The organism is Paenibacillus sp. FJAT-27812 (assembly GCF_001273905.1).
In the GTDB taxonomy this organism is placed as follows: Bacteria; Bacillota; Bacilli; order Paenibacillales; family Paenibacillaceae; genus Pristimantibacillus.
The window spans coordinates 1-21,919 of the sequence record NZ_LIGH01000001.1 but is presented as its reverse complement, the minus strand read 5'-3'; the positions used below and the strand labels follow the sequence as shown (position 1 = coordinate 21,919).

Here is a 21,919-nt window from a genome sequence, read left to right as displayed (position 1 = left end):
GCATCACATGAATAGACACAGTCTGGCATCCATTCTGGCAGTCGATTTAGGCGGGACCAGCATCGTTCTCGGAGAGATGGCACCGGACGGGGAAATGGTGCGGTCCAAATCCTATCCCAGCGATACGACGACGCAGTCGATCGCGATCGAGAGTATTATCCAAGCGATTGACGATTATAAGAGGACGTTTCCCTTCAAGCCCGGCGAACTGGCGGCGATTGGCATCGGTCTTGTCGGGCGAGTCGACGAAGAACGAGGAATATGGCTCGAGATTGAGCCGGGCAAGTCGGAGCCGACGGACGTGAAAGAGATCATTGAGCAGCGTTACGGGGTACCTTGCGGCATTGACAACGACGTGGCTTGCGCAACGAAAGCCGAGCAAGAGCTCGGATGGGGCACGGTATCCGACAACTTCATCTATCTCAACATCGGTACCGGCATCGCGGCGGGGCTTGTCGCGGACGGCAATTATGTCAATGGATCGAACTTCAACTCCGGCGAAATCGGTCATATGGTGGTCGCGCAAGACAGCGACGTCGAGTGCGGCTGCGGGCGCAAAGGATGCGTAGAACGGATCGCTTCAGGACTTGGCATGCACGAGCGGATCATGGCTTTGAAGGAGCAATATCCAGCTACGACCCTTTCCTTCAGGGATAACGAGCGCGTCTCCGCATCCGAAATCTTCGAAGCGGCTGCGCTAGGCGACGAGCTAAGCTTGAAGGTTAGCGAGGAAGCAGCGCGCGCCCTGGCATCCCTGATCATGAACCTCGTCCGCGTCAGCGACCCGGATACGATCGTGCTCGGTGGCGGCATCGCCAGGAACGAATATTTTCTAGGCAGAATCAAGTCCTATCTGAATCCCCGGACGATGCGTTTCGTCGCCCATTCGCTCGTGCCGACGAAGCAGCCGACTGCAGAGGTTGGGCTGGTAGGAGCGGCGTTGGCAGGCTTGAAGGCAAGAAAGAGATACGAAGAGGAGCTGGCTAACCATGGATAACAGACTATTGGAAGATATCCGGCAATCGGGCTTTATTCACCGTCCGCTGCCGCTCTATGCAGAGAGGTCGTTAGAGAGCAAACAACAGAACGAGCCGGTTCTAGGCAAGCTTGAGCTGGCTTTGTTCGAAGACGATGGCAAATGGCTGCATCAGGGAGCCCGGAGCATGTCCATCGTACCCGGACAACATCTCGCGATAAGCTCCCCAACGCGAATGCCGCGCTGGCCGGAAGGCTCGCCCGAGGACGGCGATTACGTTAACTTCGGGTCCGCTTGGCTGATAAGGAGATTCGATCACGACAATTGGGAGGGTTATAACCGGATTACGGTCGAGGTGTATCCCGATTTTCCCGGCGTGCCGAACGCTTATGTCGCCTTGAAGTTCAAGAATGAGGGCGAGGTTGCCGTGCCTGATATTTATAACCGCGAAGGCTATCACGGCGTGAATGTGAAGAACGGGCAGTGGAACACGATTCATCTGGATATTCAACAATTGCCTAGGGACGGCATTACGGAGCTTGCGATCGGCTATTACTTGAACGGCAAGGACCGCGCTACCGGCGACCGCATGGAACTGCGCTTGCGCTCCGCGAGGCTGGAGCGGGTAGAGGGTCACGAAATCTCGAAGGGCTGGATGCCCAAGGCTGGAGATTTGATCTATTCCCACAGCGGGTATAACGCCGAAGGCACAAAGACGGCATTTGCCGCTTCGGGATTGACCGGGGAGGCTTCGCCGGAATCCTTCAGCTTGAAGCGGGAAGGCACGGACGAAATCGCCTTCGAGGGTATGGTCATGCCGCTGGCTACGAGTCTTGGAACCTATCTCTCGATGGATTTCACGGCGTTCTCGGAGAGCGGCCGCTACTACTTGCAGGCGGGCGGTCTGCGATCCGAAGGTTTCGCGATCGGCAGCGCTTCGGAAGTATGGCATGCCTCTGTGTGGAAAGCGCTGAATTTCATCTTCTGTGAACGCTGCGGTTATCCGGTTCCGGGCATTCATGGCAGCTGCCATGCGGATATCGTCGCTAGGCACGAAGGCTTAATACTTTCGTTTAACGGAGGCTGGCACGACGCGGGCGACGTCTCGCAGCAGTTGATTCAGACCGCTGAAGTGGCATTCGCGCTGTTTGAGCTGGCGGAGAAGGTCGAAGCGTTCGACCGCGATCTCTGCTTGAGATTGATCGAAGAAGGCGAGTGGGGATTGGATTTCCTGCTGAAGACGCGCTTCGGCGATGGTTACCGCGCGACAAGCGCAGGCATTACCCGTTGGACGGACGGCCTGATCGGGAACATGGACGATGCGGAGGCACGCGTTCATAACCAGGCTTACGAGAATTTCTATTGCGCGGGGATTGAGGCGTATATCCACGAGCGTCTGAAGAAGGTCAATCCGGCGTTGTCGGAGAGGCTGCTGCAATTCGCGAAGGAAGACTTCGAGTTCGCGATGACGGAATATGGCCGGATCGGATTCGATCAGAAGCCAATATTTTGGGAGCATACGTACCAGACGTCGGAGAGCCTCTACATGGCCACGGCATCTTGGGCGGCATCGATGCTGTACAAGGCGACGCAAGAGAGACAGTATGCCAGCCGTGCGGTCGAATTCATGAGCTACGTCCTGGACTGTCAGGAGCTTACAGGCATCACGCTCGATAGCGGTAAGACGCTGGCAGGCTTCTTTTACCGTAATCCAGAAAAACGGGTCGTGCAGCACTTCAACCATCAAGCGCGGGAGCATCTTTATTTAATGGCGCTTGCCGCCATTCGAGATACGCAGCCGGAGCACGCCGATGCGGAAAGCTGGCTGGCTTCAATCCGGAGCTACGGCGATTATTTGAAAATACTCGCGGCCTACACGGAGCCTTATCCGATGATCGCAAGCGGTGTCTATCACGAGAGCGAGCATCTCGACGAGAGAAGCTTCGGCCATCAGCATTTGCTGACTGACGAGAGGGCAAAGGCAGACTATGGCGAACAACTTCGGCGCGGCGAGAAGCTGAACGATTCGTATTATTTGCGTCGATTCCCGGTCTGGTTCTCGTTCCGGGGCAACAATGCCATCTTGTTATCGACAGGAAAGGCGGCATCGGTCGCAGCAGCTTGCTTGAACGACCGGGAGCTGAAGGGAATCGCGGAAGGGCAGCTGCAATGGATCGCAGGCATGAATCCGTTCGCCCAATCTCTCATGCACGGCGAAGGCTATCGCTACGCCCAGCAGTATTCCGTGCTCTGCGGCGAGATGACCGGTGAAATCCCGGTCGGCATTCAGACTTGGGGCAACGACGATGAGCCTTATTGGCCGCAATTCAACAACGCGACCTACAAGGAAGTATGGACCGGCAATGCCGGTAAATGGCTGTCTATCGTTGCCGATCTATACGAATCGGAGAACGGGAAGCTGGGCTGAGAGGAGGAGTTCCATGAAACGCAAGCGCAACAAGAAAGCAAAATATTTCTACATCTTCATCGGACCTTGGCTCATCGGAGCGATCCTGTTCGCGCTGTATCCGATTATCGCCTCCGCCTATTACAGCTTTACGGAATACAACATCGTGAACTCGCCAAAGTGGATTGGCCTCGGGAATTACGAGGAATTGTTCCACGATAAAATCTTCTGGCTCTCCGTGAAGGCGACGGTGAAATATATGCTACTCAGCATTCCGATCCAGCTGGGTCTCGCGCTGTTCTTCGCCGTTCTCATCAATCAGAAGATTCCGTTCAAAGGTTTTTTCCGAACGGCGATGTATGTGCCGAGCATGGTGTCGGGCGCAGCGATGTCTCTCATGTGGCTGTGGGTATTCAACCCGAAGGTCGGCCTCATCAACTACATGCTAAGTTGGTTCTGTGTTGACGGTCCTAGCTGGCTGTTCGACGAGAAGTGGGCGCTTATCGGCATCATCATCATGTCGTTATGGACCGTAGGTGGCGGGATGATTATTTTCCTCGCCGGTCTGCAGGGCGTGCCTCAATCGCTGTACGAAGCCTCGGATATCGACGGAGGCGGACGGCTTCGCTCTTTCTGGCACATCACATTGCCTATGATATCGCCGGTTATTCTGTTTCAGCTCATCATGGGCATGATCGAGTCATTCCAAGTGTTCACCCAAGCCTACGTTATGACGCAAGGCGGACCGAACTACTCGACCATGTTCTACGTGTACTACTTGTACCAGAACGCGTTCACGAACTCGAGGATGGGTTACGCATCCGCGATGGCGTGGATCCTGCTTCTCGTCATTATGTTCTTCACGTTGCTCGTCATGAGAATGTCTAAAAAATTAGTCCATTACGAAGGAGGCGACGGGGCATGAACCGCAGACGCAGATCATGGTTGGATTGGGCAGGCTTTATGCTGCTTGCAGTGCTTACGGTACTCATGCTTCTTCCGATGATCAACATGCTGGCGACGTCACTGAAGTCGAGAGCCGAATCGCTCGTCTTCCCGCCATCCATTTTCCCGAAAAAGATCATTTTCACGCATTATGTTGATTTATTCACGCAGACGGACTTTTTACTTTGGTATAAGAACAGCTTCCTAATCGGCATTCTCGTCGTAATCGGCACCGTTCTCTCCTCTTCCTTCGCAGCGTTCGGATTCGCGAGATACGAGGCGAGAGGCAAGGGGGCGCTGTTCGCCCTGCTGCTGGCGACGCTCATGCTGCCATATCCGGCGATCATGGTGCCGCAGTTCATCCTGTTCCGCCATTTGGGGTGGATGGACAACATTTTGCCGCTTGTCGTGCCTTCGTTTCTCGGGTCCGCGTACTTCGTATTCCTGATACGCCAGTTCTACGCTTCGCTTAGCAACGAGGTGTTCGAAGCGGCGACGATGGACGGCTTGTCCGAGATTCGGCAATGGTGGAACATGGCGCTGCCTCTCTCGGGGGCGGTCATCGCGACGGCGGCTGTATTCTCCTTCATATGGAGCTGGAACGATCTGCTCGGGCAGGTGCTCTACTTAAGCTCGTCGGATAAATTCACATTGCCGATCGGGATGGCCAGCATGGTCGGCCACGTTACACGCCCGCCGGCTTGGGGCGTCATCATGGGCGCTTCCATTCTTGCCGTATTGCCTATCTTGGTTTTATTCTCCGTCGCTCAAAAGCAATTCGTGCAAAGCATCGCCATGACGGGGGTCAAATAGAACAAATTATGTTAAGTAAAAGGGAGAGGTCGACTATGAAAAAAGCTAGACCGTACGTTCTGCTAGGCTCGATCGCATTAACCGCAGCGCTGGCGTTATCCGGATGTTCGAGTTCGGACAATGGCAACTCGGAGAAGCCCATCACGATTACGCAGTTCACGGCGGATTCCTCTGACAAAGCGTATGTCGAGGATTTGGTGAAGGACTTTGAAGCGTCCCATCCGAACATCAAGGTTAAAATCGTCAAGGCGCCTTACGACCAGTATGAGTCCAAGCTGCAGAGCTTGATCGCCGCGGGCACGACGCCGGACGTCACGTCCCACTTCGGCACCAATGGCTTCGCGGATTACATGGACAAGGAAATGATCATGGACATGACCGACTTGTTGAAGGAGATGAACTTTAACCCAGCGGATTACGGCTTGTCCGACGAGCTGATGAATATCTACAAAGTCGAAGGCAAAACGTACGGCCTTCCGGTCTACAGCTATACTTCCCTTATGCTTTATAACAAAGACATGTTCGATAAGGCTAACTTGCCTTACCCGCCTGCCGATTACGAGGATCAGTCCTGGACGTTCGACAAAATGGTTGAGGTCGCCAAGAAGCTGACGGTCACTTCTAACAATCCCGAGGAAGCGCAATGGGGGCTCGACTTCAACTGGGGACCGCGGGATATGTACCCGACGTATTTCGGTGGGGGCGTTTATCCGCCAGAGACGTTCACGACAGGCGGCGGTCGTCCGGCTAAGGTCGACTTCTCCTCCCCGGCATCGATTAACGCCTACCAAAGGCTGAGCGATCTCATGTACAAAGACAAAGTCTCGATCGATCCGATCAACGCCAAAGTCCTTTCGGGTCAAGGCGGCAACGCGTTCTCGACCGGGAAAGTCGCGATGTCGGTAGGCGGGGCATGGATTCTCGCCGGTTCGAACGACTATAGCTTTAAGGTCGGCGTAGCTGCGATTCCTTCGGCCGGCAACGATAAAGTGCGCGATGTGCTTTATGTCGACCCATTGTTTATCCTGAAAGATTCCAAGCATCCGAAAGAAGCGCTCGAGTGGATCGAGTACCAGCTGACGAAGGACGTACAGGAGAAAGCGGTTGCCCTGAGCGGCGGCACGCCTCCGTCGAACTCCGAGGCGGCAGGCAAATTCTATGCCAACTTCTCGAATATCGACCCGGCCGATTTGCAAAAGGTATATGAAGGCGGCATTAAGTACGGCATCGAATCGTCGAACCATCTGATCGTCGGTTACGGCGAGCTCGACAATATTATTAAGAACGAAATGCAGCCGCTCGAGAATGGGAAGAAGGCGGCGGCGGAGCTGCTTCCTGACCTTGAGAAGCACGTTAACGATATTCTCGCCAAGCGGAAAAAGTAACGAACGCGATCCCGAGTCTATATTCCCGTTGAGGCTCGGGATTTCTGCGAAAAAGGATCAGGAGGCTTGAAGATGACAACAACTAAACCTACTATGATGACCTACGTGCTTGAGCAGCCCGATATCATCGAGGCAATTACAGCGAGTTACCCAGGCAACGTGGACGGGTTCGCGGAAGTTGCGCTCGGTAAGGACGATTGGCTCGTTTTCGCGACGGGGTCTAGCTACAATGCTGCGCTCAGCGCAAAGTATTACGTCGAGAAATGGGCAGGCGTTCGTATGGAAATCAAAGAGCCTTTTCATTTTACGTATTACGATCGTATCTCCCCGCATGTGGACTTAGCCGTAGGCATCTCCCAAAGCGGACAAAGCACATCGACGATCGGCGCCCTGCAACGAGTGCGAAAGGAGACCGGAATGGCAACGGTCGCGATGGCAAGCGATGCGGCAAGCGCGATTTCCGAGTCGGCTGACGCAACGGTTGATATCGGATGCGGGAAGGAGCGGGTCGGCTACGTAACCAAGGGGTTCACGTCGACGGTGCTGACGTTTATGCTTGCAGGGCTGCGGCTTGCCGAGAGGAAGGGACTTGCTTCGCCAGATCAGGTACGCTCGGAGCTAGTAGCCTTTCGGAATTTCGGAGCTGCCCTGCCGCAGATCATTGCAGACACCGAAGCCTTCTATGAGCGCTACAAAGAAGACTTTGTAGGAGCGCCGAGGTTCACAGCTGTCGGTAATGGTCCCGCAGTCGGCACGGTTAAGGAAATCGAGACGAAGTTCTCCGAGACGGTCCGCATACCGACGCAAGGGATCGAACTAGAAGCGTTCATGCACGGCCCTTACTTGGAAGTGAATCCGGAGCACCGCATGTTCTTCCTTGAGACGGAGAGCCCGGTAAAGCACCGGCTCGAATCGTTGCGGGACTACGAGTCGCGTATTACGCCGTACACGTACACGGTGAAGCTTGGACGGGCCGCCGAAGAAAGGACGCTCGGAATAGACGCTCAGCTCGACGAATTTCAAGCGCCGCTCGCACTGGTTATTCCATTTCAGATTCTCGCGCATCACATCGCCGGAGGCAGGGGAATTGACCTGACGAACCGGATCTACACGGATTTTGGCGTCGCGATGAAGAGCAAGACGCAACCCGGCGATTACGCTTGATACGAATCTAATGCGGTCTTTCCGCTCGGGCATTCTAAACACCAAAAAGAATCGTGTCGTTTCGCGATTCTTCTATCGCAGTTGCAATCTTCAAAACCGAGGGACGGGAAGCCGAGCACGGATCACGTGAAAATCTCATAAAGACCAATAGCAATCAATATCAACCCGCCGATCACGTTTGAATATTTCCCCAGCCATGTCTTTGCAATCTGATGCCCGATGCGCACGCCGATAGCTACAGTTATTAATGAGAACATGCCAACTGAGATTGCAGTCATGAAGGGCGAAACACCGCTGACCCCTGCTCCAAAGCCCGTTGCTAGACAATTTAATGAAAGCGCTATGCCTAACGAGATTGATTCTTTCCATGAGATGTCTTTATTGTAATCACTTGATGCAGGTAAAGGGCTTGTCTTAACGATAGTTACGCCTTTAGGTCTAATACTCATTGCTCCTAGAGCCATAATGATAATACCGCCAATCAAATTGGCATGCTGTTGACTCATATATCCTGATATGAGATGTCCCATCGTAATCGATGAATAGGCGGCAGCCATTCCGAGAATGGCAATAAATAGGTTTGAAAGCATTGGAATTCTCGTCGAGCGTGCTCCAAAATATACCCCAATTCCTATATTATCAATATTAGAAGCTAGTCCGATGAAAATAATGGATATCCAGTGCATATTGAAACCTCCTCCCTAAATAATTCTACTAAGTAGAGTATGCTAGAGGAGTCTGTTCAGATTGTGCTTATACCCTTCATTTATCGTTTCATACAATCACATAACCAAGGACAAAAGAGACTATGGTGAAGCGGCCTATAGTTTCTTTTTTTCGTATATGAATCATAATCGCGTGAATGTTTCTTTCGTGTTGGAACCATTCGACGATGGATAATTGCTTGCAATGACTTAAATATAGTTATATTATACTTATAAGTACTTATTAAAATGTCTAAAATTACTTAAACGGAGGCGCGTCTATCGTGTATCAAGAGGAAAGATTGCTAAAAATACTCGAATACTTGAAGCAGCACCAATCGATGAGCGTTACGGATATATGTACACAATTTGAAGTATCAAGAGATACGGCGCGAAGGGATATTGTCAGACTGGTACAAGAAGGCGTAGTCGTTCGTACGCACGGAGGGCTGGCTTTACCCGAGCTGCAGAAAAAAATATTGTCCTATCAGGATCGTTTGATTGATGAATCCGAGACTAAGAAACGAATAGGGAAGCTTGGTGCAAAGCTTATCCAAGATCATGAGACTGTGATTTTAGACGTATCAACTACCGTGCAATTTGTCGCCGAGCAAATTAGCGCAAAAAATATTACGGTTGTCACGCATTCAATTGATAACGTAGCGACATTATCGAATCGTGAGGATCTTCAAATCTATGTTCTCGGCGGTTACTTGAATGTAAAGCACAGACTTTTGTATGGCTCGTCCATAATAGATAAGCTTAGTGAAATTCGCGCTGATAAAGCATTTATAGGAGCAGCGGCGATCCGCTCAGATGGGCTTTATTATCCATTTGAAGAAGACGCAAGGGTAAAGAGAGAAATGGCCCGTAGATCAGATCAAGTAATCGTAGTGGCCGATCACACAAAATTTATTGGCAAATCATTTTATCGGTTGGACTTTGATCACGTTGACATATTAATTACAAATCGAGAAATACCGAGTGAAATAAGAGAAGTTTTAGACCAGAAAAATATTACGGTCATTGAGTGTGAGGAAGAGAACGAATAGGCTCGAAAAAAAATGATAACCATATTGAGGAGGTTTTTTATGTATACGATTTTGCATAATGTTCAAGTGGTGCTTCAAAATGAAATCGTCCCCTCAGCCCATGTTTGGATTTTTGATGGGAAGATTATGAGGATAGACACAGAGGATCTTTCCAGCCTAAATGAAGAGTATGAACGAATTGATGGGAGAGGGCATTTGTTAGTACCGGGAATGCTTGATGTCCATATTCACGGCGCCAATGGTTTTGATATGATGGACGGCACGGAAGAGAGCATTCAAGAGGTTTCACGTGCTTGTGCTTTATCAGGGTGCACGTCGTTTCTGGCTACTTCTGTTAGTTCTACGATAGAGGATCTCCTAGAAATGATTCGCAGCGTCAAGCGCGTAATCGGGTATGAAGCGGGAGCGAAGATTGCAGGGATACACTTAGAGGGACCTTATTTGAACCCTAAGCGAAAAGGCATGCAAAATGAAAAGTATTTGCGGCATCCCGACCTCGAAGAAATAAAAATGATTTTTCAGGAAGCGGGTTCTCTTATTAAGATGGTAACTATCGCGCCTGAGTTGCCCGGAGGAATGGATTTAATATCATTTTTGAAAGAACAAGGCGTCGTTATTGCAATTGCGCACTCTGACGCCACATATGAGGAAGCCAAACAAGCTTTTTCAGCGGGCGCAAGCCATGTTACGCATTGCTTTAACGGCATGCGGCCGATCCATCATCGAGATCCGGGTTTGGTCGTGGCAGCTTTCGAAGAAAATCATGTAAGTCTTCAAGCTATTGTGGACAATGTCCATCTGCATCCTGCTATCATTCGTTTGATGCATAGGTTGAAAGGACCGGAAGGAGTGGTCTTAATCACAGACGCCTTGCAAGCAATGGGTCTTGGTGATGGGCAATATCTATTTGGCGGCCACCATGTCACGGTATCGGGTGGCATTGCAAGACTAGAGGATGGGACACTAGCCTCCAGTACCGTTACGATGAATGAAGCACTGCGTTATACGGTCGAAACCGGAATTTCTTTGATCGATGCGGTTCAGATGGCTTCAACTACGCCGGCCAATATCCTTGGATTTCAGCAAAAGGGAGAAATTTCAGCTGGATTTGATGCCGACCTGGTCTTATTGGATAATGAATTTCAAGTGTTATGGACGATGGTAGGCGGTCGAATTTTATAAGCAAACGAGTTAGGGAATCCTTGTCCGCAGCCGCCGTCCGAAAGACAGCTCTATTCATGCCGCAGAAACTTGGCATGAATAGAGCTGGCAATCAAGCCATCCCGATCGCCGGCTACGCCTTCTTGTACACGATTGGGAAATGGTCGCCCTGAAGAATTTCACCGGCGTTCACGTTCACATAATCGTGCATCGCATGGTTCGCTGACGGTTCGTATCTGGTATGACCCGGCATATAATGGACCGCAATAGCCCGGCGATGCAATTCGGAACGGTTATGCGGGCTGCCGTGCCAAGTCATGCAGTGGTGGTAGCCGACTTGACCCTTCTTGATTTCGAATGGCACAGCCTTCACTTCGGCGACACTTGGCAGCAACTCGGGCTGCTTATGGTAGGGCATGAAGTTTTCGTCACTGGCCAAATATTTCTGATGGTCACCCCACTTGTGGCTGCCAGGAACCATCCACATACAGCCGTTCTCAATTACTGCATCGTCAAGCGCCACCCAAGCACTGACAAGATCGGCTGGTTGTATGATTGGCCACAGAGGATGATCCTGGTGCCAGCCGGTCGGTCCGCCGGATACCGGGGGCTTGTATTGGATCTGGTCGTGCCAGATGCGTACGGTGTCTGTGCCGGAGAGCTGGGCGATCTCCTCGCAAATCCGTTGGTTCGACGCATGCTTGAAGTAGACGTCGCTCGCCATCCAGATGTTTACGATTTGTACGACACGCTCGCTGACCGTCATTTTCATATTGTCGTAGAGCGATCCGGCGTCCAGCATGTTATGATTCATAACCGGCTTGTTGACTGTCTTCCCATCCATCACATCCTGCAGCTCGCGGCGGAGCACCTCAACCTCTTCATCGCTTAATATGATATCCCCTTTTAGAAAACCGTCCTGCTCGAACTGCTTCACTTGCGCTTCCGTTAACATTTCCCAACACTCCTCTATTAAAATCAAGTTGATTTTGTATGCGCTTTAAATATACATTAGGAGCAAAGGATCGTATTTAGACAAATAACGGAGAGATTTACGTTTTTTCAAGATTTCGATCAGAGGAGGGCTGATCCGTATGCATCTGGGGTCGCTGTTCGACTGCAGCCCTGCGGTGAATTTCGCAAGCCGCGACACCGCTAGTCCGAACGTACAGTGGGGGCCGCGGTTCATTCCTGACTGGCAGTTCTTTCATGTCGTATCCGGTGAAGTCGATCTGCATTTGGGACGGAGCCGATACCGTATCTCGCCCGGCGAATGCGTGTTGTTAGGACCAAACGGCGCCCATCTGCTCGCGACGACGAAGGCGACCGAATATTACAGCGTTCATTTCACGTTCCACAGCCATTCTCCTGAACCTGTTCATCCAGCCTACTTAATCCGGGGAGCATCTGCGGCGCAGCTCGATGCGGAGCCAGAGCGGTTCCGCATCGCAATTCCGGGCGCAGCCGATATCGAACTGATGAGCCACTTTGCGATCGTCCACGTGGAGGGGCTGTTCGCCCGCATCGTCAAGGAGTACGTCAGAGAGAATGCGGCTTATCCGTTCGCGCTGCGCGCTCTGATGATGGAGCTGCTAACGCTGGTCGTTCGCTCGGTTTTGCGTTCGCAGGCGGACGGACCAGCTAGTAAGATCGGGCCGGCGCTAGACGCGATGCGTGAACAGCCGGGCAGACAGTGGACGGTAGGTGAGCTGGCCGAGCTGTGCGGCTACCATCCGGGTTATTTCACCGTTATTTTTCACCAAGAGGTGGGACAGAATCCGAAGCAGTACCTAATTTCGGAGCGGATCAAGCAGGCGAAGCAGTCGTTGCTGCGTGGAGAGCCCATCGAAGCGATTGCGGCCGGACTCGGTTATGCGAGCATTCATTACTTTAGCAACAACTTTAAGAAAGAGACGGGCCTCTCGCCGAGCGAATTCAGACAGCGGCCCAATGCCGTAAAACAACGGACAATGAGGGATAGGTAAGCCTCTTTGAAGGGGGGAATAGCAAGTGCTCTGTACCTTCCGTGTTGACAGTATTGGAGAGAAAAACTTAAAAAACTCCCCACGAATAACGAATGGGGAGTTTCTGTATTGTGCTAAGAATTCAAATTTAATTGATGAAATGTACATATTGCATCAGGCGTTTCAACATCACCGATGCTTGCGCGCGAGTCGCTTTCTCTGAAGGAGCAAAGGTATCAGCAGTCAAGCCTGTGATGATATTGGCTTCAATCGCTTCCGCTACTGCTGCTTGTGCCCAGCTGCTAATCGCGGCTTGATCCTTAAATTTGGTCAACGGTTCGTTTTGGCCCGTTGAGGCACCGCTTGTGATGCCTGCTGCGGCAATCGCTCTTGTAACCATAACCGCCATTTGCTCGCGGGTAATCGTGTCGTTTGGCTTGAAGCGGTTGCCATCAAAGCCGTCGACGAGCTTGGCTTTTACAGCTGCGCCGACCGCGCCAGCATACCAATCGCTGGATTTCACATCTGTGAAAGCTGCCGAAGAAGCATCCGAAGCCAGCCCCAAAGAACGGACCAATAATGCGGCGAATTCCGCTCTCGTAATGTTGCTGTTTGGAGCAAAGGTGTTATCCGTCACGCCGTTAATTACCAGCTTGGAGGCCAGCAGCTCAATGTCCGCACTCGCCCAGTGCTGGCTAATATCATTAAACGTTTTGGTTACGGAGAGAACCGTATAAATACTGTTTCCGTTACGCTTGAATGCCACTTTCGTTGAACCGTCTGGCTGCTTCTCGAATATAGCCGGAACGAACGAGAATTGACCCGTAGAAGGCTCATAACGGACGACGGACGCATGCGCTGCATCAACCGAACCCGTAAGTGCGACAGTTCGCTCCACATAAGTAGAACCAAATGAGTTCAGCTCGATGGTCTTCCCGTTCCCTGCCGCGACTAGCGTAAACTCAATCGCATTTCCAAGCTGCGAAGCAGACATAGCTTGTGCGCTTTGTTTAATTTTAGCATTCAAATCAGCAGCAGTTGTTGAGATTTTTACAAGAATGCTGATATTTGCAGCCGTAGTTCCTAAGCTTTGCTCCAACGACGCAAAATCGATAATGCTGAGAGGCAAGGAATATTCCCCATCATTGGTTTGCAATGAAATAATCGAATTTGGCGCGCTAAGAGCAGCAGCGGCTAATACCGATGAAGAAAGGCTAAACTGAACAGCCTCGCCTGCTGCATTGTCGAAAGCAATAAAAATAATTGGCGCCGCGCCATGGTTATCCTGTTTGGGCGCTTTGGCAAGAGCGTCTGCAAGAGCTGCGCTGTCTTGAGTGACCGTAGTCGTTACCTGTCCGTTTCCTGCTGTTGCAGATGCGGTTATATTTTTGCTCGTATCCGCAATGACTGGCTCGGCGCCAGATTTGCCAGGCGTAACCGGCTTGCCTGCTGCAGGGGTTGGTGTTGGCGCTGTAATCGTTCCGATTGGGCCGCCGTTGTTGCCGCCGTTATTACCATTGCCGTCTTCGCCGCCTGTATTAGCCGACTTAACAATAAGGTCGGCTGCAGCCACTTGGTTTGCTTCACCTGCGACGACCTTGTAAGTACCGCTAGCCTCGCTGGCAGCTAAAGTAAACGTGCTCGAAAACTTTCCGCCGCTGACTTTAGCAATAGCGTAAAACAAAACGCTATTTTCCGGGCGAAGCACCTTAATAATGACTTCATCCAGCGTTGAGGTGCCGGAAATGACCACGGCGCCTCCTGGCGCTTTCTCTCCTATGGCATCTATCGTAACCGCCGGGCCGCTCGCAAAAACCGCAGCTGGAACGAGCGATAGGCACAGCGTAAAAATTAGCAGTAAACTGAGCTTGCGCAATTTCACTTGACATTCCTCGCTTTCCTATTATTCAATTCGACTAGACTTAGTCCTCAATGTTGTTGTTTCCCATATTCATAAGAGCAAGATCGAATTCGCTTTGCGTTTTGACAGATGCCAGATTCAAGCCAACATCGGCAGGATCGCTGCTGTATTTGCTGACAACGTACGCTTTAACCGTATAATTCGGATTTGTAGCCGCGTCACTGACATTGAAGTTCGCTGAATATGTGCCTGTCCCAAGCTTTAAATTAGCCGCAACAATGCTCACCGGCGTAGTGCCGTTAAATAATTCGAATACAACGGTCTGATTGCCTGTAAATTCATCTTGATAAGCATGGTTCAAAAGATTTATTTTGGCTGTAATCCCGTTTTCCGTCGTCACCACTGGTGCAGTCATATAGAAAAGTTCAGACGATTTATAAGCTCTGCCGTCAAAGTATTTAGTGCTGTAGCCTTCCGCATTCACAAGGATTTCGTAGTATTGTCCCTCTTGGAAAACGCCTTTGGCAATCGTAATTTTCCCTTCGCTCAATTGATACTCAGAGCTGTTTAGTTGTCTTCCTATTCCAATTTTACCATCGTATAATATGACCGTTTTGACTTGGTTTCTCCATAAAGCATTATCTGTGAAAATAAATTCGCTTGCTGTATTGCTCAGCATATATCCTGTAATCTCTGGCGTATTGTAAGCAAGCTCTACCTCTGCAGCTTTATTTCTTTTTGTATCATACTGATCGCTAATCACTTGTTCGGCAATTTTAACTTTGATCGAGCCGGCTTTTATCGCATCATGAAACAGAATATTAATATTTCTTCCATAAACAGAAACGACGTCGAGTTCATCCAAAGCTTTATAGGTAGCTCCATGATCGAGAGAATAGGAAATGCTCTCTTTCAGACGGGATACCCCATCCACTACTGTTTGATCTACGATATCCGTATCCGCATTAAACTGGATGCTCAACCAACGGCCATTGTAAGAAAAGCGTCCATTGCTATAACTTAGCTCGTTACTGCCAGTGGAGAGCCAATTTGTGTTTATGGCGTTATTGATCCTATTTCCCGCTGTATCTTTAAACATATTGGCATTGAATTGAAAATAATATTGGTATCCCGTAAGCGGTGCGGCAAAATGAATAGTGGCTACAGAACCGGAGAACGTTAGCGTAGTGCCTTGAGGAAGTCCGTAGCCCCAGCCCCAGTCAGAACCATACCGATATATACCTTGTAAAAAAGCAGCTTCAGTTTCCTTTGCATTTTGGACATCTTCGTTAAATACGATATTCAGATCCTGGAAAGCATTTGAGAAATACGAATACTGATAGACGGGAGCTGTTGTATCCGCAGGAAATGGATCGACTCCGCCAACATTGGCTTGAATCGGTGCGGTTACTGCCCGCTCATTTTGTATATTGCCATAGCGATCTTTTAGAGCTCCGCCGTCGATGTAAATATAGTTGCTCGCTCCCGACAATGCTTCTTTAAAATGGATTTGCAGCTTTCCGGAGACAACAGCAACGGAATCACCCTCGACTAGTTGTTTATCCTGCTGAGAACCGTCCTTGATTAAATAAATATTATTTATTAAATTTTCATCCGTGTTATCAAAAATATCATCATAGAAAGAAATCGTTACGTCGTGATTGTCGCCGCTAATGACTGCGCTTTGAATGACAAGGGGGGAAACGTGCAGAAGCATTTCCTCATTCAGGCTGCCCTCTGCATTTTTTAATGTATCGGCTGCGATTTTGATCACCGTCTGTGTGCCTAATACAATTTTCATATCATTCGCGTATCTCATGTAGATTTGTCTGGAAGCGTCTTGTCGAACTTCATGATCCTCGCCCAATATAGGCGCAAAATGCTCTCCATCTGTGGCAACGCTTATTTTACTTTTCAGCAAAGCATTGATTTGATTTTGATCGGCGCCAGCTGGCGCATTGATCGTAAAATCTTTATCGAATTTCAAGTGTAACTGGCTGCCCGAACCGTAGATTACCGCTCCTATAAAAGCAGGAGCAATGAGATCACGCGCAGCAATATTACGAACTTCTAAATCTAAGCTGTATGGAACCTCATCGATATCGACGAATGCTCCCGGTGCTATTTTTATAGCGTTTGCATTCCCTGTCAATGCCGTTCCCAATGTTAGAACTAATGAGGTTCCCGATTCGCTTGAGGAGAAAGAAATGGAATCGCTTGCAGCAAGGGGCAAATAGCCGGAGGTTTCCGATCTTTCCAGTGTAATCGCGTCTTTCAAGGCTTCCTGCGTACCCGCCTGCGCAAAGTCTTCACTAAATGTAATCGTCATTTTTTTGTTATGGTCACTAACGTCTACCGTTAGCCGCGGGGTTCCCTCGGCAAGCACATCGCGAGTGTAGCATTGCTTCCCTTGGTTTGGAGCGGGATCAGAGCCCCAGCTGGCAACGGTACAGTTAAAGCCATTTGTGATTTGACGATAGTCATAGCTGTTGTTTGTTCCAAAACGTACTTCCTTTGTCCCCGAAAAAGCACAATTGCTATTTTCATTGGCGCAAAATACCCAATCGCCATTATCGGCAGATGCAGGCGATACAAATAAAAACGAAGACAACGCCATAATGGCAACCAGCAGACTGATTGAAGCCCTTTTAATGGGCATCACAATCGAGCGGAATCGCAAACCGACCGCCGCTTGCGTTTCATTCTTTTCTTTCCTTGTCGTATACATAGTTCCTTTGTCACTCCTAATATCATTTTTTTGGTAATGAAAGTAGTATAATCTACCTTAATGACGGCAAAATGACAAACTTCGACAGCAATGAGAGCGACTATCTCTAATCTCCGGGAAACTACTTCTTTTTTTGTCGGAAGAAGAGGACTGTTGTCCTATTCGATATGATAAAATCTATTTAGTCTTCAAAGTCAATTGCCGATGAATATAGGGATACATTTTAAAAAGGAATCAATGAAAGCATACATATATCGAACCTGGGGGATTTTCGCGTAATGGACCAAATTTCTGAAAAAAGACTGCAACGGCTGCTCGAAAGCAGCGGCCACAACTCACACACACATTTATATCATTTAGGGGATAAAGAGTGGTTCTGGGATTCAGAGCGCGAGGCTTTACTCGTCTATCGTTTAATAGGGAAGAGGAAAATTGTACTCGGAGACCCGATTGGAAGCCCAGCAGCCTGCCAGCGAGTCATTGAACAATTTATCGAACATTGCAAGGAGAACAAACAAATACCGGTATTTTATCAGGTGAAATCCACTTTTCTTTCTATATACAAGCAATTAGGCATGCAATACACCAAAATCGGGGAAGAAGCCCAGATCAATGTGTCCGATTTTCATTTGAATGGCAAGCAATGGCTTAAGCTTCGGAACCGCATCAATAAATTCGAACGCTCCGGCTACTCCTTTCAAGTCATGTTTCCCCCGTACACCGATTCATTTCTTCACCTGCTTCAAACCATCTCCAAGGAGTGGCTTGGGGATCGCAAAGAAAAAAGCTTCTCCGTAGGATCTTTTGCGCCTGAATATGTGAGCCGCTTTCCCGTCGCCGTATTAGTAGGCCCAGATGGTAGTTATGAGGCATTCGCCACGGTTGCAGGGGACCATCCACCTAACCTATCAACGCACCGAGCAGATCCGGTTAACAGACAAATCACGGTAGACTTGATGCGTTATACGAAAGCCTGTCCGCCAGGCACGATGGACGTCTTGTTTGTCTCTCTATTTAAATGGGCCAAGGAACATCACTATTCGCTTTGCAGCTTGGGCATGTCTCCTTTAGCCAACGCATGTGACCTGCTTATCATTAAGCTGCTTTATAAGTATGGGAATAGACTGTATAACTTTAAGGGCTTATACGAATATAAAAATAAGTTTGCGCCTAATTGGGAAGAGGTATATTTAGTTTATCCCCCTTCATCAGCCACCCTGACCGTGGCTGCGCTTGCAAAAATCATTCATTCGCCGCTGAACAAGCAGCACGCAGCAGGCAAGCTATTTTCCAAACGCTTCATCAATCGAAATTCCTTCTCTCGGAAACGGACCGTATCCAGCGATCAGAAAAGGTAGTACGTATTCCAAAAACGAGGTGGGAATGCTGGAGCAGTCTCTCAGGGGCCGAGCGTGAGAAGGCGACCTAGTAAATTCGAAATCGTCCGCCAAATACGTAAAAAAAGCGGCTGAGATGCCGCTTTTTCCATTGTGAGCATCTAAGCTTGAATGTAATCTTAGGTCTTAATTAACGCTTTGGCATGCAGCTTGCCAGCCGCGAGAAGGCTGTCGCTGAGTTTGGAATCATTAACGGATCGTGCCAGCACCAGCGTTCCGACCATCATACTAAGCAGTACGCTGCCAGTATCTCTGTCTATTTTTGCCGTACTCGAAATAAAGTCAACCATTCGTTCCAGCTCTTGGGTGAACACCTGCCGAACCTCGTCTGAGGATCGGGAAATCTCACTGGAGAGGGCAGGCAGGATGCAGCCCATCTCTGTTCTGTCACGGTGAAACGCGCTTAAATAGTAATCAATGATGGCATTGATTTTGAATTCTTGCTTCTCTTGGTCAGCGGCTTTTTGCAGCAGAGCAATCGTATCGCTGATGGCAAACCGGCAGGCTTCGGCGACCAGCTGTTCTTTGTTGCCAAAGTGCGCGTAGAATCCTCCATGAGTCAGTCCGGCTCCTTTCATAATAAAAGGGACGCTGATGTCGCGAATCCCATTCGTACGAAAAGCTTTAGCGGCACTTTCGATGATTTTGCCTCTAACTTTTATCATATGGCCTTCAGGATAAGGCATTGCAATCACTCCGATGCTTATAAATCTCTTTTAAAATATTATAGTCATCATATTAATGCGTGTCAATTTCTCTGTTGACGGCCGTTAGCAATAGCGTAAGCATAAACGAAGCTATTGACTGGTTTAAAATATGATGATTATAATATATTATGATCATCATATTTTGGTGAAACATTTCATTGAGGAGGTGTGAGGCGATGAGTCAGCTTGAAGCGGTTGACACATAGGTTATAGGATCTTCCAACCAGCCTGATTATTATCGGCGGAGGATACATTGGCGTAGAGCTCGGGCAGACGTATGCCAAATTCGGGGCAGAGGTGACGATACTGGAGGGAGGAGGACAGGTGCTGCCAGGATTCGAGGCGGAGCTAGCTGCACCGGTTATCCGGCAGTTGAAAGCCGACGGCATCAACATCATAACAGAATCAAGCGTCAGGAATCGTAATGGGTGCGCAAATCGTTGGCGTAGAGGCTTCAACGCTCATATCGGAGCTTGCTTTGGCCATCGAGATGGGAGCGAGCGTAGAGGATTTGGCTATGGCTGTTCATCCCCACCCCACACTGGGTGAGTTGATTATGGAGGCTGCCGAGAACGCCGTTCGAAAAATCAATATGAATAAAAATAATGAGCAGCACGTTTAGCAGCATTCAGGGAGAGGGAGATAGAGCCATGAAACTTAAAGCAGGCTTATATATTGGAATTGCCGCTCTGGTTATTGCGGGAGGCGCGCTTCTTGCTGCAGAAGGCAAAGATGCAGTTAGTCAGGCGGAGAGCAGAAAACAAGGCGTGCTTGAGGCGGAGCAAAAGATGATCGTAAATGAAAAAGGTCCGGGGACAATCGTGAAAATCAACGCAGCTGCAGGCGATTCCATCAAACACGGAGACATTCTATTCAAGGTGAAATCAGCCGAAGGAGCCGAAGTGGACGTGCAATCGCCGGAGGATGGATGGATTAGCAGAATCCTTGTAAATTCGGGAGATCAGGTTGCGCAAGGGATGCCGGTTGCAGTTGTGCAAAAGAACACCTACTATGCGGACATCTATGTACAAGAAGGGGAAATTCAAAAGCTTGAGGTTGATAAAAGCATACAAGTTCGTTTTCCCTATCTAAAGCGTTCTGCCCAAGTCGATGGCGTTGTCGCTTCGATCGCGGCCGCGCCTCAATTTGCCAACTTGCGCATGACGCGAGAGAGAGGGCAAGCTGATTTAAGCATGTTTCTTGTCAGAATAGCTGTAAATACGAACGCCGATCTTCTTCCAGGTATGACTGCGGAGGTGGACCTTGATGAAATCGCTGATTGAGGAGTGGAAGTATGCAGCGGGCAGCAAGTTCCTCCTCATGATCTTTATCGGCCCGCTGATTGCCGCTTTGTTTTTTGGATTGATGTTTTCGAAAAACCAAATCAGCCAATCACCGGTTGTTGTAATCGACGAAGACCATAGCGCTTATTCGCGGCAGCTGATTTCAAAAATGAACGCCTCCCCCTATATGAAGGTCACAAACGTATTCGCGAGCCGCATGGACCCCGAAGCCTTGCTGGCAAACGAGCAGGCTGTAGCGGTCATTATGCTTCCCAATCAACTGGAGCTGCATAAGCTGCTAGGGAAGACTTCGAATATTGGAATTTTAATGGACAACACGATGCCCTCGGGTCTAATGGGGATCCGAACCGCAATTCAAGAGATTGTCACAACGGAAAATATGACTCTTGGCATGACTCGTCTGGGGCAAAGCGGGATGGATGCGGAAGCGGCCAGAGGGCTTCTATCTCCATTATCTCTCCAGCAGCGAATGTTGTTTAATCCAACGACAAGTTATGTCGGTTTTATGGTTCTTGGATTTGTAAATATCATCGTGCTGATGATCACAACTAGCGCAGCCGGATCAATTGCGCCCCGACTGCGCAAAGAAGGGAAGCTATTTGCAAACGGCGTATCACCTATCCAGCTTTGGGTTCGCAGCATACCTTACGCTGTACTGAGTACATTCTCTTTAATCTTAAGCTATGGTTTATTAAAGCAAGTAGGAAATATGCGGTTTGAAGCGGACCTTTATCTCTTTATTATCCCATTGCTGGTTTATTCTTTTGCCTTGTCCCTTATGGGCATATTGATCGGTTATACGGCCAAAGATGCATCTAAATTGGGTTCGCGAACAAGTCTCATCGTGTATCCGTCGTTTCTGGCCACGGGAATTCAATTGACTCCGCTTGCGTTCCCCATGTTTTTTCAGGTTACCGCATGGGCGTTGCCGATGAACTGGCTTAACCGTTTGATCCGCGGCATGGCATTTCGGCATGGATCACTGACAGCCTACAGTCTTGAGATCGGAGCATTGTTAGTTATTATTGGAGTGGCATCCTTGCTAATCGGATTGTTGATGCTTCGTGAAGCGCGCAAAACGATTGCTCCTGCGGACCAGCTTGCAGATGCGGGCGTTTTATCGGTCAGCATTTAAATGGAAGCGCCGACGACTTGCTGAAGAAGCACCTTTGAATGAGCCGGTTATGGCTTATTTAAAGGTGCTTCTTTTATTTGCCTGAAGGAGTGACGGTACTGGTCAATACGTAGTTTTTTATGTGACGAATTGTAATATGAAGTGCGACACCTAGAAAAACAAAAGGCCCATGCAGGCTTCGTGTAAAATGGAAGTTACCACACCACCATTTTGTAC

18 protein-coding genes and 1 pseudogene are annotated in these 21,919 nt (G+C 49.4%); 14 read left to right on the top strand and 5 right to left on the bottom strand.

Annotation, left to right across the window (positions count from 1 at the left end; translation table 11 throughout):
* Positions 1–7: 7 nt before the first annotated feature.
* From ADU23_RS00090 to ADU23_RS00065, 6 genes are all read left to right on the top strand, one after another.
* Positions 8–997, top strand: a complete 990-nt coding sequence (locus tag ADU23_RS00090) for an ROK family protein (RefSeq protein WP_053371867.1) — start codon at positions 8–10, stop codon at positions 995–997.
* Complete coding sequence (locus ADU23_RS00085) at positions 990–3,404, top strand: glycoside hydrolase family 9 protein (RefSeq protein ID WP_053371866.1); 2,415 nt, start codon at positions 990–992, stop codon at positions 3,402–3,404. The genes ADU23_RS00090 and ADU23_RS00085 overlap by 8 nt, the downstream gene beginning before the upstream one ends.
* Before the next feature lie 13 nt (positions 3,405–3,417).
* Positions 3,418–4,308, top strand: a complete 891-nt coding sequence (locus ADU23_RS00080; protein WP_053371865.1) for a carbohydrate ABC transporter permease — start codon at positions 3,418–3,420, stop codon at positions 4,306–4,308.
* On the top strand, positions 4,305–5,141 hold the full coding sequence (locus ADU23_RS00075; RefSeq protein WP_053371864.1) for a carbohydrate ABC transporter permease: 837 nt from the start codon (positions 4,305–4,307) through the stop codon (positions 5,139–5,141). Before ADU23_RS00080 ends, ADU23_RS00075 begins: the two co-directional genes overlap by 4 nt.
* 35 nt (positions 5,142–5,176) lie before the next feature.
* Entirely contained in the window at positions 5,177–6,526 is a 1,350-nt protein-coding gene (locus tag ADU23_RS00070) for an ABC transporter substrate-binding protein (RefSeq protein ID WP_053371863.1), read from the top strand.
* A gap of 72 nt (positions 6,527–6,598) precedes the next feature.
* Complete coding sequence (locus ADU23_RS00065) at positions 6,599–7,690, top strand: SIS domain-containing protein (RefSeq protein ID WP_053371862.1); 1,092 nt, start codon at positions 6,599–6,601, stop codon at positions 7,688–7,690.
* Between the two features lie 122 nt (positions 7,691–7,812).
* Here ADU23_RS00065 and ADU23_RS00060 read toward each other — a convergent pair whose 3' ends face one another.
* Positions 7,813–8,376 carry a manganese efflux pump MntP gene (locus ADU23_RS00060; protein WP_053371861.1) on the bottom strand — a complete coding sequence of 188 codons (564 nt, stop codon included), beginning with the start codon at positions 8,374–8,376 and terminating at the stop codon, positions 7,813–7,815.
* A 302-nt stretch (positions 8,377–8,678) separates the two neighbouring features.
* Here ADU23_RS00060 and ADU23_RS00055 point away from each other — a divergent pair, with 302 nt between their 5' ends.
* Positions 8,679–9,446 carry a DeoR/GlpR family DNA-binding transcription regulator gene (locus ADU23_RS00055; protein ID WP_063845918.1) on the top strand — a complete coding sequence of 256 codons (768 nt, stop codon included), beginning with the start codon at positions 8,679–8,681 and terminating at the stop codon, positions 9,444–9,446.
* 39 nt (positions 9,447–9,485) lie between these two features.
* Positions 9,486–10,628 (top strand): N-acetylglucosamine-6-phosphate deacetylase, encoded by a 1,143-nt coding sequence (gene nagA / locus ADU23_RS00050; RefSeq protein ID WP_053371859.1) that lies wholly within the window; start codon positions 9,486–9,488, stop codon positions 10,626–10,628.
* A gap of 112 nt (positions 10,629–10,740) precedes the next feature.
* Here nagA and ADU23_RS00045 read toward each other — a convergent pair whose 3' ends face one another.
* Positions 10,741–11,562 (bottom strand): phytanoyl-CoA dioxygenase family protein, encoded by an 822-nt coding sequence (locus ADU23_RS00045; RefSeq protein WP_053371858.1) that lies wholly within the window; start codon positions 11,560–11,562, stop codon positions 10,741–10,743.
* Positions 11,563–11,701: 139 nt separating this feature from the next.
* Here ADU23_RS00045 and ADU23_RS00040 point away from each other — a divergent pair, with 139 nt between their 5' ends.
* Complete coding sequence (locus ADU23_RS00040; protein ID WP_053371857.1) at positions 11,702–12,592, top strand: helix-turn-helix transcriptional regulator; 891 nt, start codon at positions 11,702–11,704, stop codon at positions 12,590–12,592.
* 127 nt (positions 12,593–12,719) lie between these two features.
* On the opposite strand, the gene ADU23_RS00035 is transcribed toward ADU23_RS00040, so the two are convergent.
* Positions 12,720–14,453: an S-layer homology domain-containing protein gene (locus tag ADU23_RS00035; protein WP_053371856.1), complete on the bottom strand. Its 1,734-nt coding sequence runs from the start codon at positions 14,451–14,453 to the stop codon at positions 12,720–12,722.
* Between the two features lie 40 nt (positions 14,454–14,493).
* Positions 14,494–17,160, bottom strand: coding sequence for a hemoblobin-interacting domain-containing protein (locus ADU23_RS00030; RefSeq protein WP_053371855.1), 2,667 nt, complete (start codon positions 17,158–17,160; stop codon positions 14,494–14,496).
* Positions 17,161–17,438: 278 nt separating this feature from the next.
* Here ADU23_RS00030 and ADU23_RS00025 point away from each other — a divergent pair, with 278 nt between their 5' ends.
* Positions 17,439–18,518: a phosphatidylglycerol lysyltransferase domain-containing protein gene (locus ADU23_RS00025; RefSeq protein ID WP_053371854.1), complete on the top strand. Its 1,080-nt coding sequence runs from the start codon at positions 17,439–17,441 to the stop codon at positions 18,516–18,518.
* 158 nt (positions 18,519–18,676) lie between these two features.
* On the opposite strand, the gene ADU23_RS00020 is transcribed toward ADU23_RS00025, so the two are convergent.
* Positions 18,677–19,243: a TetR/AcrR family transcriptional regulator gene (locus ADU23_RS00020; RefSeq protein ID WP_053371853.1), complete on the bottom strand. Its 567-nt coding sequence runs from the start codon at positions 19,241–19,243 to the stop codon at positions 18,677–18,679.
* Positions 19,244–19,492: 249 nt separating this feature from the next.
* On the opposite strand from ADU23_RS00020, the pseudogene ADU23_RS34135 reads away from it, so the two are divergent.
* From ADU23_RS34135 to ADU23_RS00005, 4 genes and pseudogenes are all read left to right on the top strand, one after another.
* Positions 19,493–19,636: pseudogene (locus tag ADU23_RS34135) on the top strand (NAD-binding protein); the annotation flags it as partial.
* 52 nt (positions 19,637–19,688) lie between these two features.
* Positions 19,689–19,886 (top strand): hypothetical protein, encoded by a 198-nt coding sequence (locus ADU23_RS34130; protein WP_053371852.1) that lies wholly within the window; start codon positions 19,689–19,691, stop codon positions 19,884–19,886.
* Between the two features lie 28 nt (positions 19,887–19,914).
* Positions 19,915–20,547 carry an HlyD family efflux transporter periplasmic adaptor subunit gene (locus ADU23_RS00010; RefSeq protein ID WP_053371851.1) on the top strand — a complete coding sequence of 211 codons (633 nt, stop codon included), beginning with the start codon at positions 19,915–19,917 and terminating at the stop codon, positions 20,545–20,547.
* Positions 20,531–21,703 (top strand): ABC transporter permease, encoded by a 1,173-nt coding sequence (locus ADU23_RS00005; RefSeq protein WP_053371850.1) that lies wholly within the window; start codon positions 20,531–20,533, stop codon positions 21,701–21,703. The genes ADU23_RS00010 and ADU23_RS00005 overlap by 17 nt, the downstream gene beginning before the upstream one ends.
* The last annotated feature ends 216 nt before the right edge of the window (positions 21,704–21,919 follow it).

Bases quoted from the DNA above. Each gene is read 5' to 3' on its own strand.
- ADU23_RS00090 (WP_053371867.1), top strand. From the start codon at position 8: ATGAATAGACACAGTCTGGCATCCATTCTGGCAGTCGATTTAGGCGGG.
- ADU23_RS00085 (WP_053371866.1), top strand. From the start codon at position 990: ATGGATAACAGACTATTGGAAGATATCCGGCAATCGGGCTTTATTCAC.
- ADU23_RS00080 (WP_053371865.1), top strand. From the start codon at position 3,418: ATGAAACGCAAGCGCAACAAGAAAGCAAAATATTTCTACATCTTCATC.
- ADU23_RS00075 (WP_053371864.1), top strand. From the start codon at position 4,305: ATGAACCGCAGACGCAGATCATGGTTGGATTGGGCAGGCTTTATGCTG.
- ADU23_RS00070 (WP_053371863.1), top strand. From the start codon at position 5,177: ATGAAAAAAGCTAGACCGTACGTTCTGCTAGGCTCGATCGCATTAACC.
- ADU23_RS00065 (WP_053371862.1), top strand. From the start codon at position 6,599: ATGACAACAACTAAACCTACTATGATGACCTACGTGCTTGAGCAGCCC.
- ADU23_RS00060 (WP_053371861.1), bottom strand. From the start codon at position 8,376: ATGCACTGGATATCCATTATTTTCATCGGACTAGCTTCTAATATTGAT.
- nagA (WP_053371859.1), top strand. From the start codon at position 9,486: ATGTATACGATTTTGCATAATGTTCAAGTGGTGCTTCAAAATGAAATC.
- ADU23_RS00045 (WP_053371858.1), bottom strand. From the start codon at position 11,562: ATGTTAACGGAAGCGCAAGTGAAGCAGTTCGAGCAGGACGGTTTTCTA.
- ADU23_RS00040 (WP_053371857.1), top strand. From the start codon at position 11,702: ATGCATCTGGGGTCGCTGTTCGACTGCAGCCCTGCGGTGAATTTCGCA.
- ADU23_RS00030 (WP_053371855.1), bottom strand. From the start codon at position 17,160: ATGTATACGACAAGGAAAGAAAAGAATGAAACGCAAGCGGCGGTCGGT.
- ADU23_RS00025 (WP_053371854.1), top strand. From the start codon at position 17,439: ATGGACCAAATTTCTGAAAAAAGACTGCAACGGCTGCTCGAAAGCAGC.
- ADU23_RS00020 (WP_053371853.1), bottom strand. From the start codon at position 19,243: ATGCCTTATCCTGAAGGCCATATGATAAAAGTTAGAGGCAAAATCATC.
- ADU23_RS34130 (WP_053371852.1), top strand. From the start codon at position 19,689: ATGGGTGCGCAAATCGTTGGCGTAGAGGCTTCAACGCTCATATCGGAG.
- ADU23_RS00010 (WP_053371851.1), top strand. From the start codon at position 19,915: ATGAAACTTAAAGCAGGCTTATATATTGGAATTGCCGCTCTGGTTATT.
- ADU23_RS00005 (WP_053371850.1), top strand. From the start codon at position 20,531: ATGAAATCGCTGATTGAGGAGTGGAAGTATGCAGCGGGCAGCAAGTTC.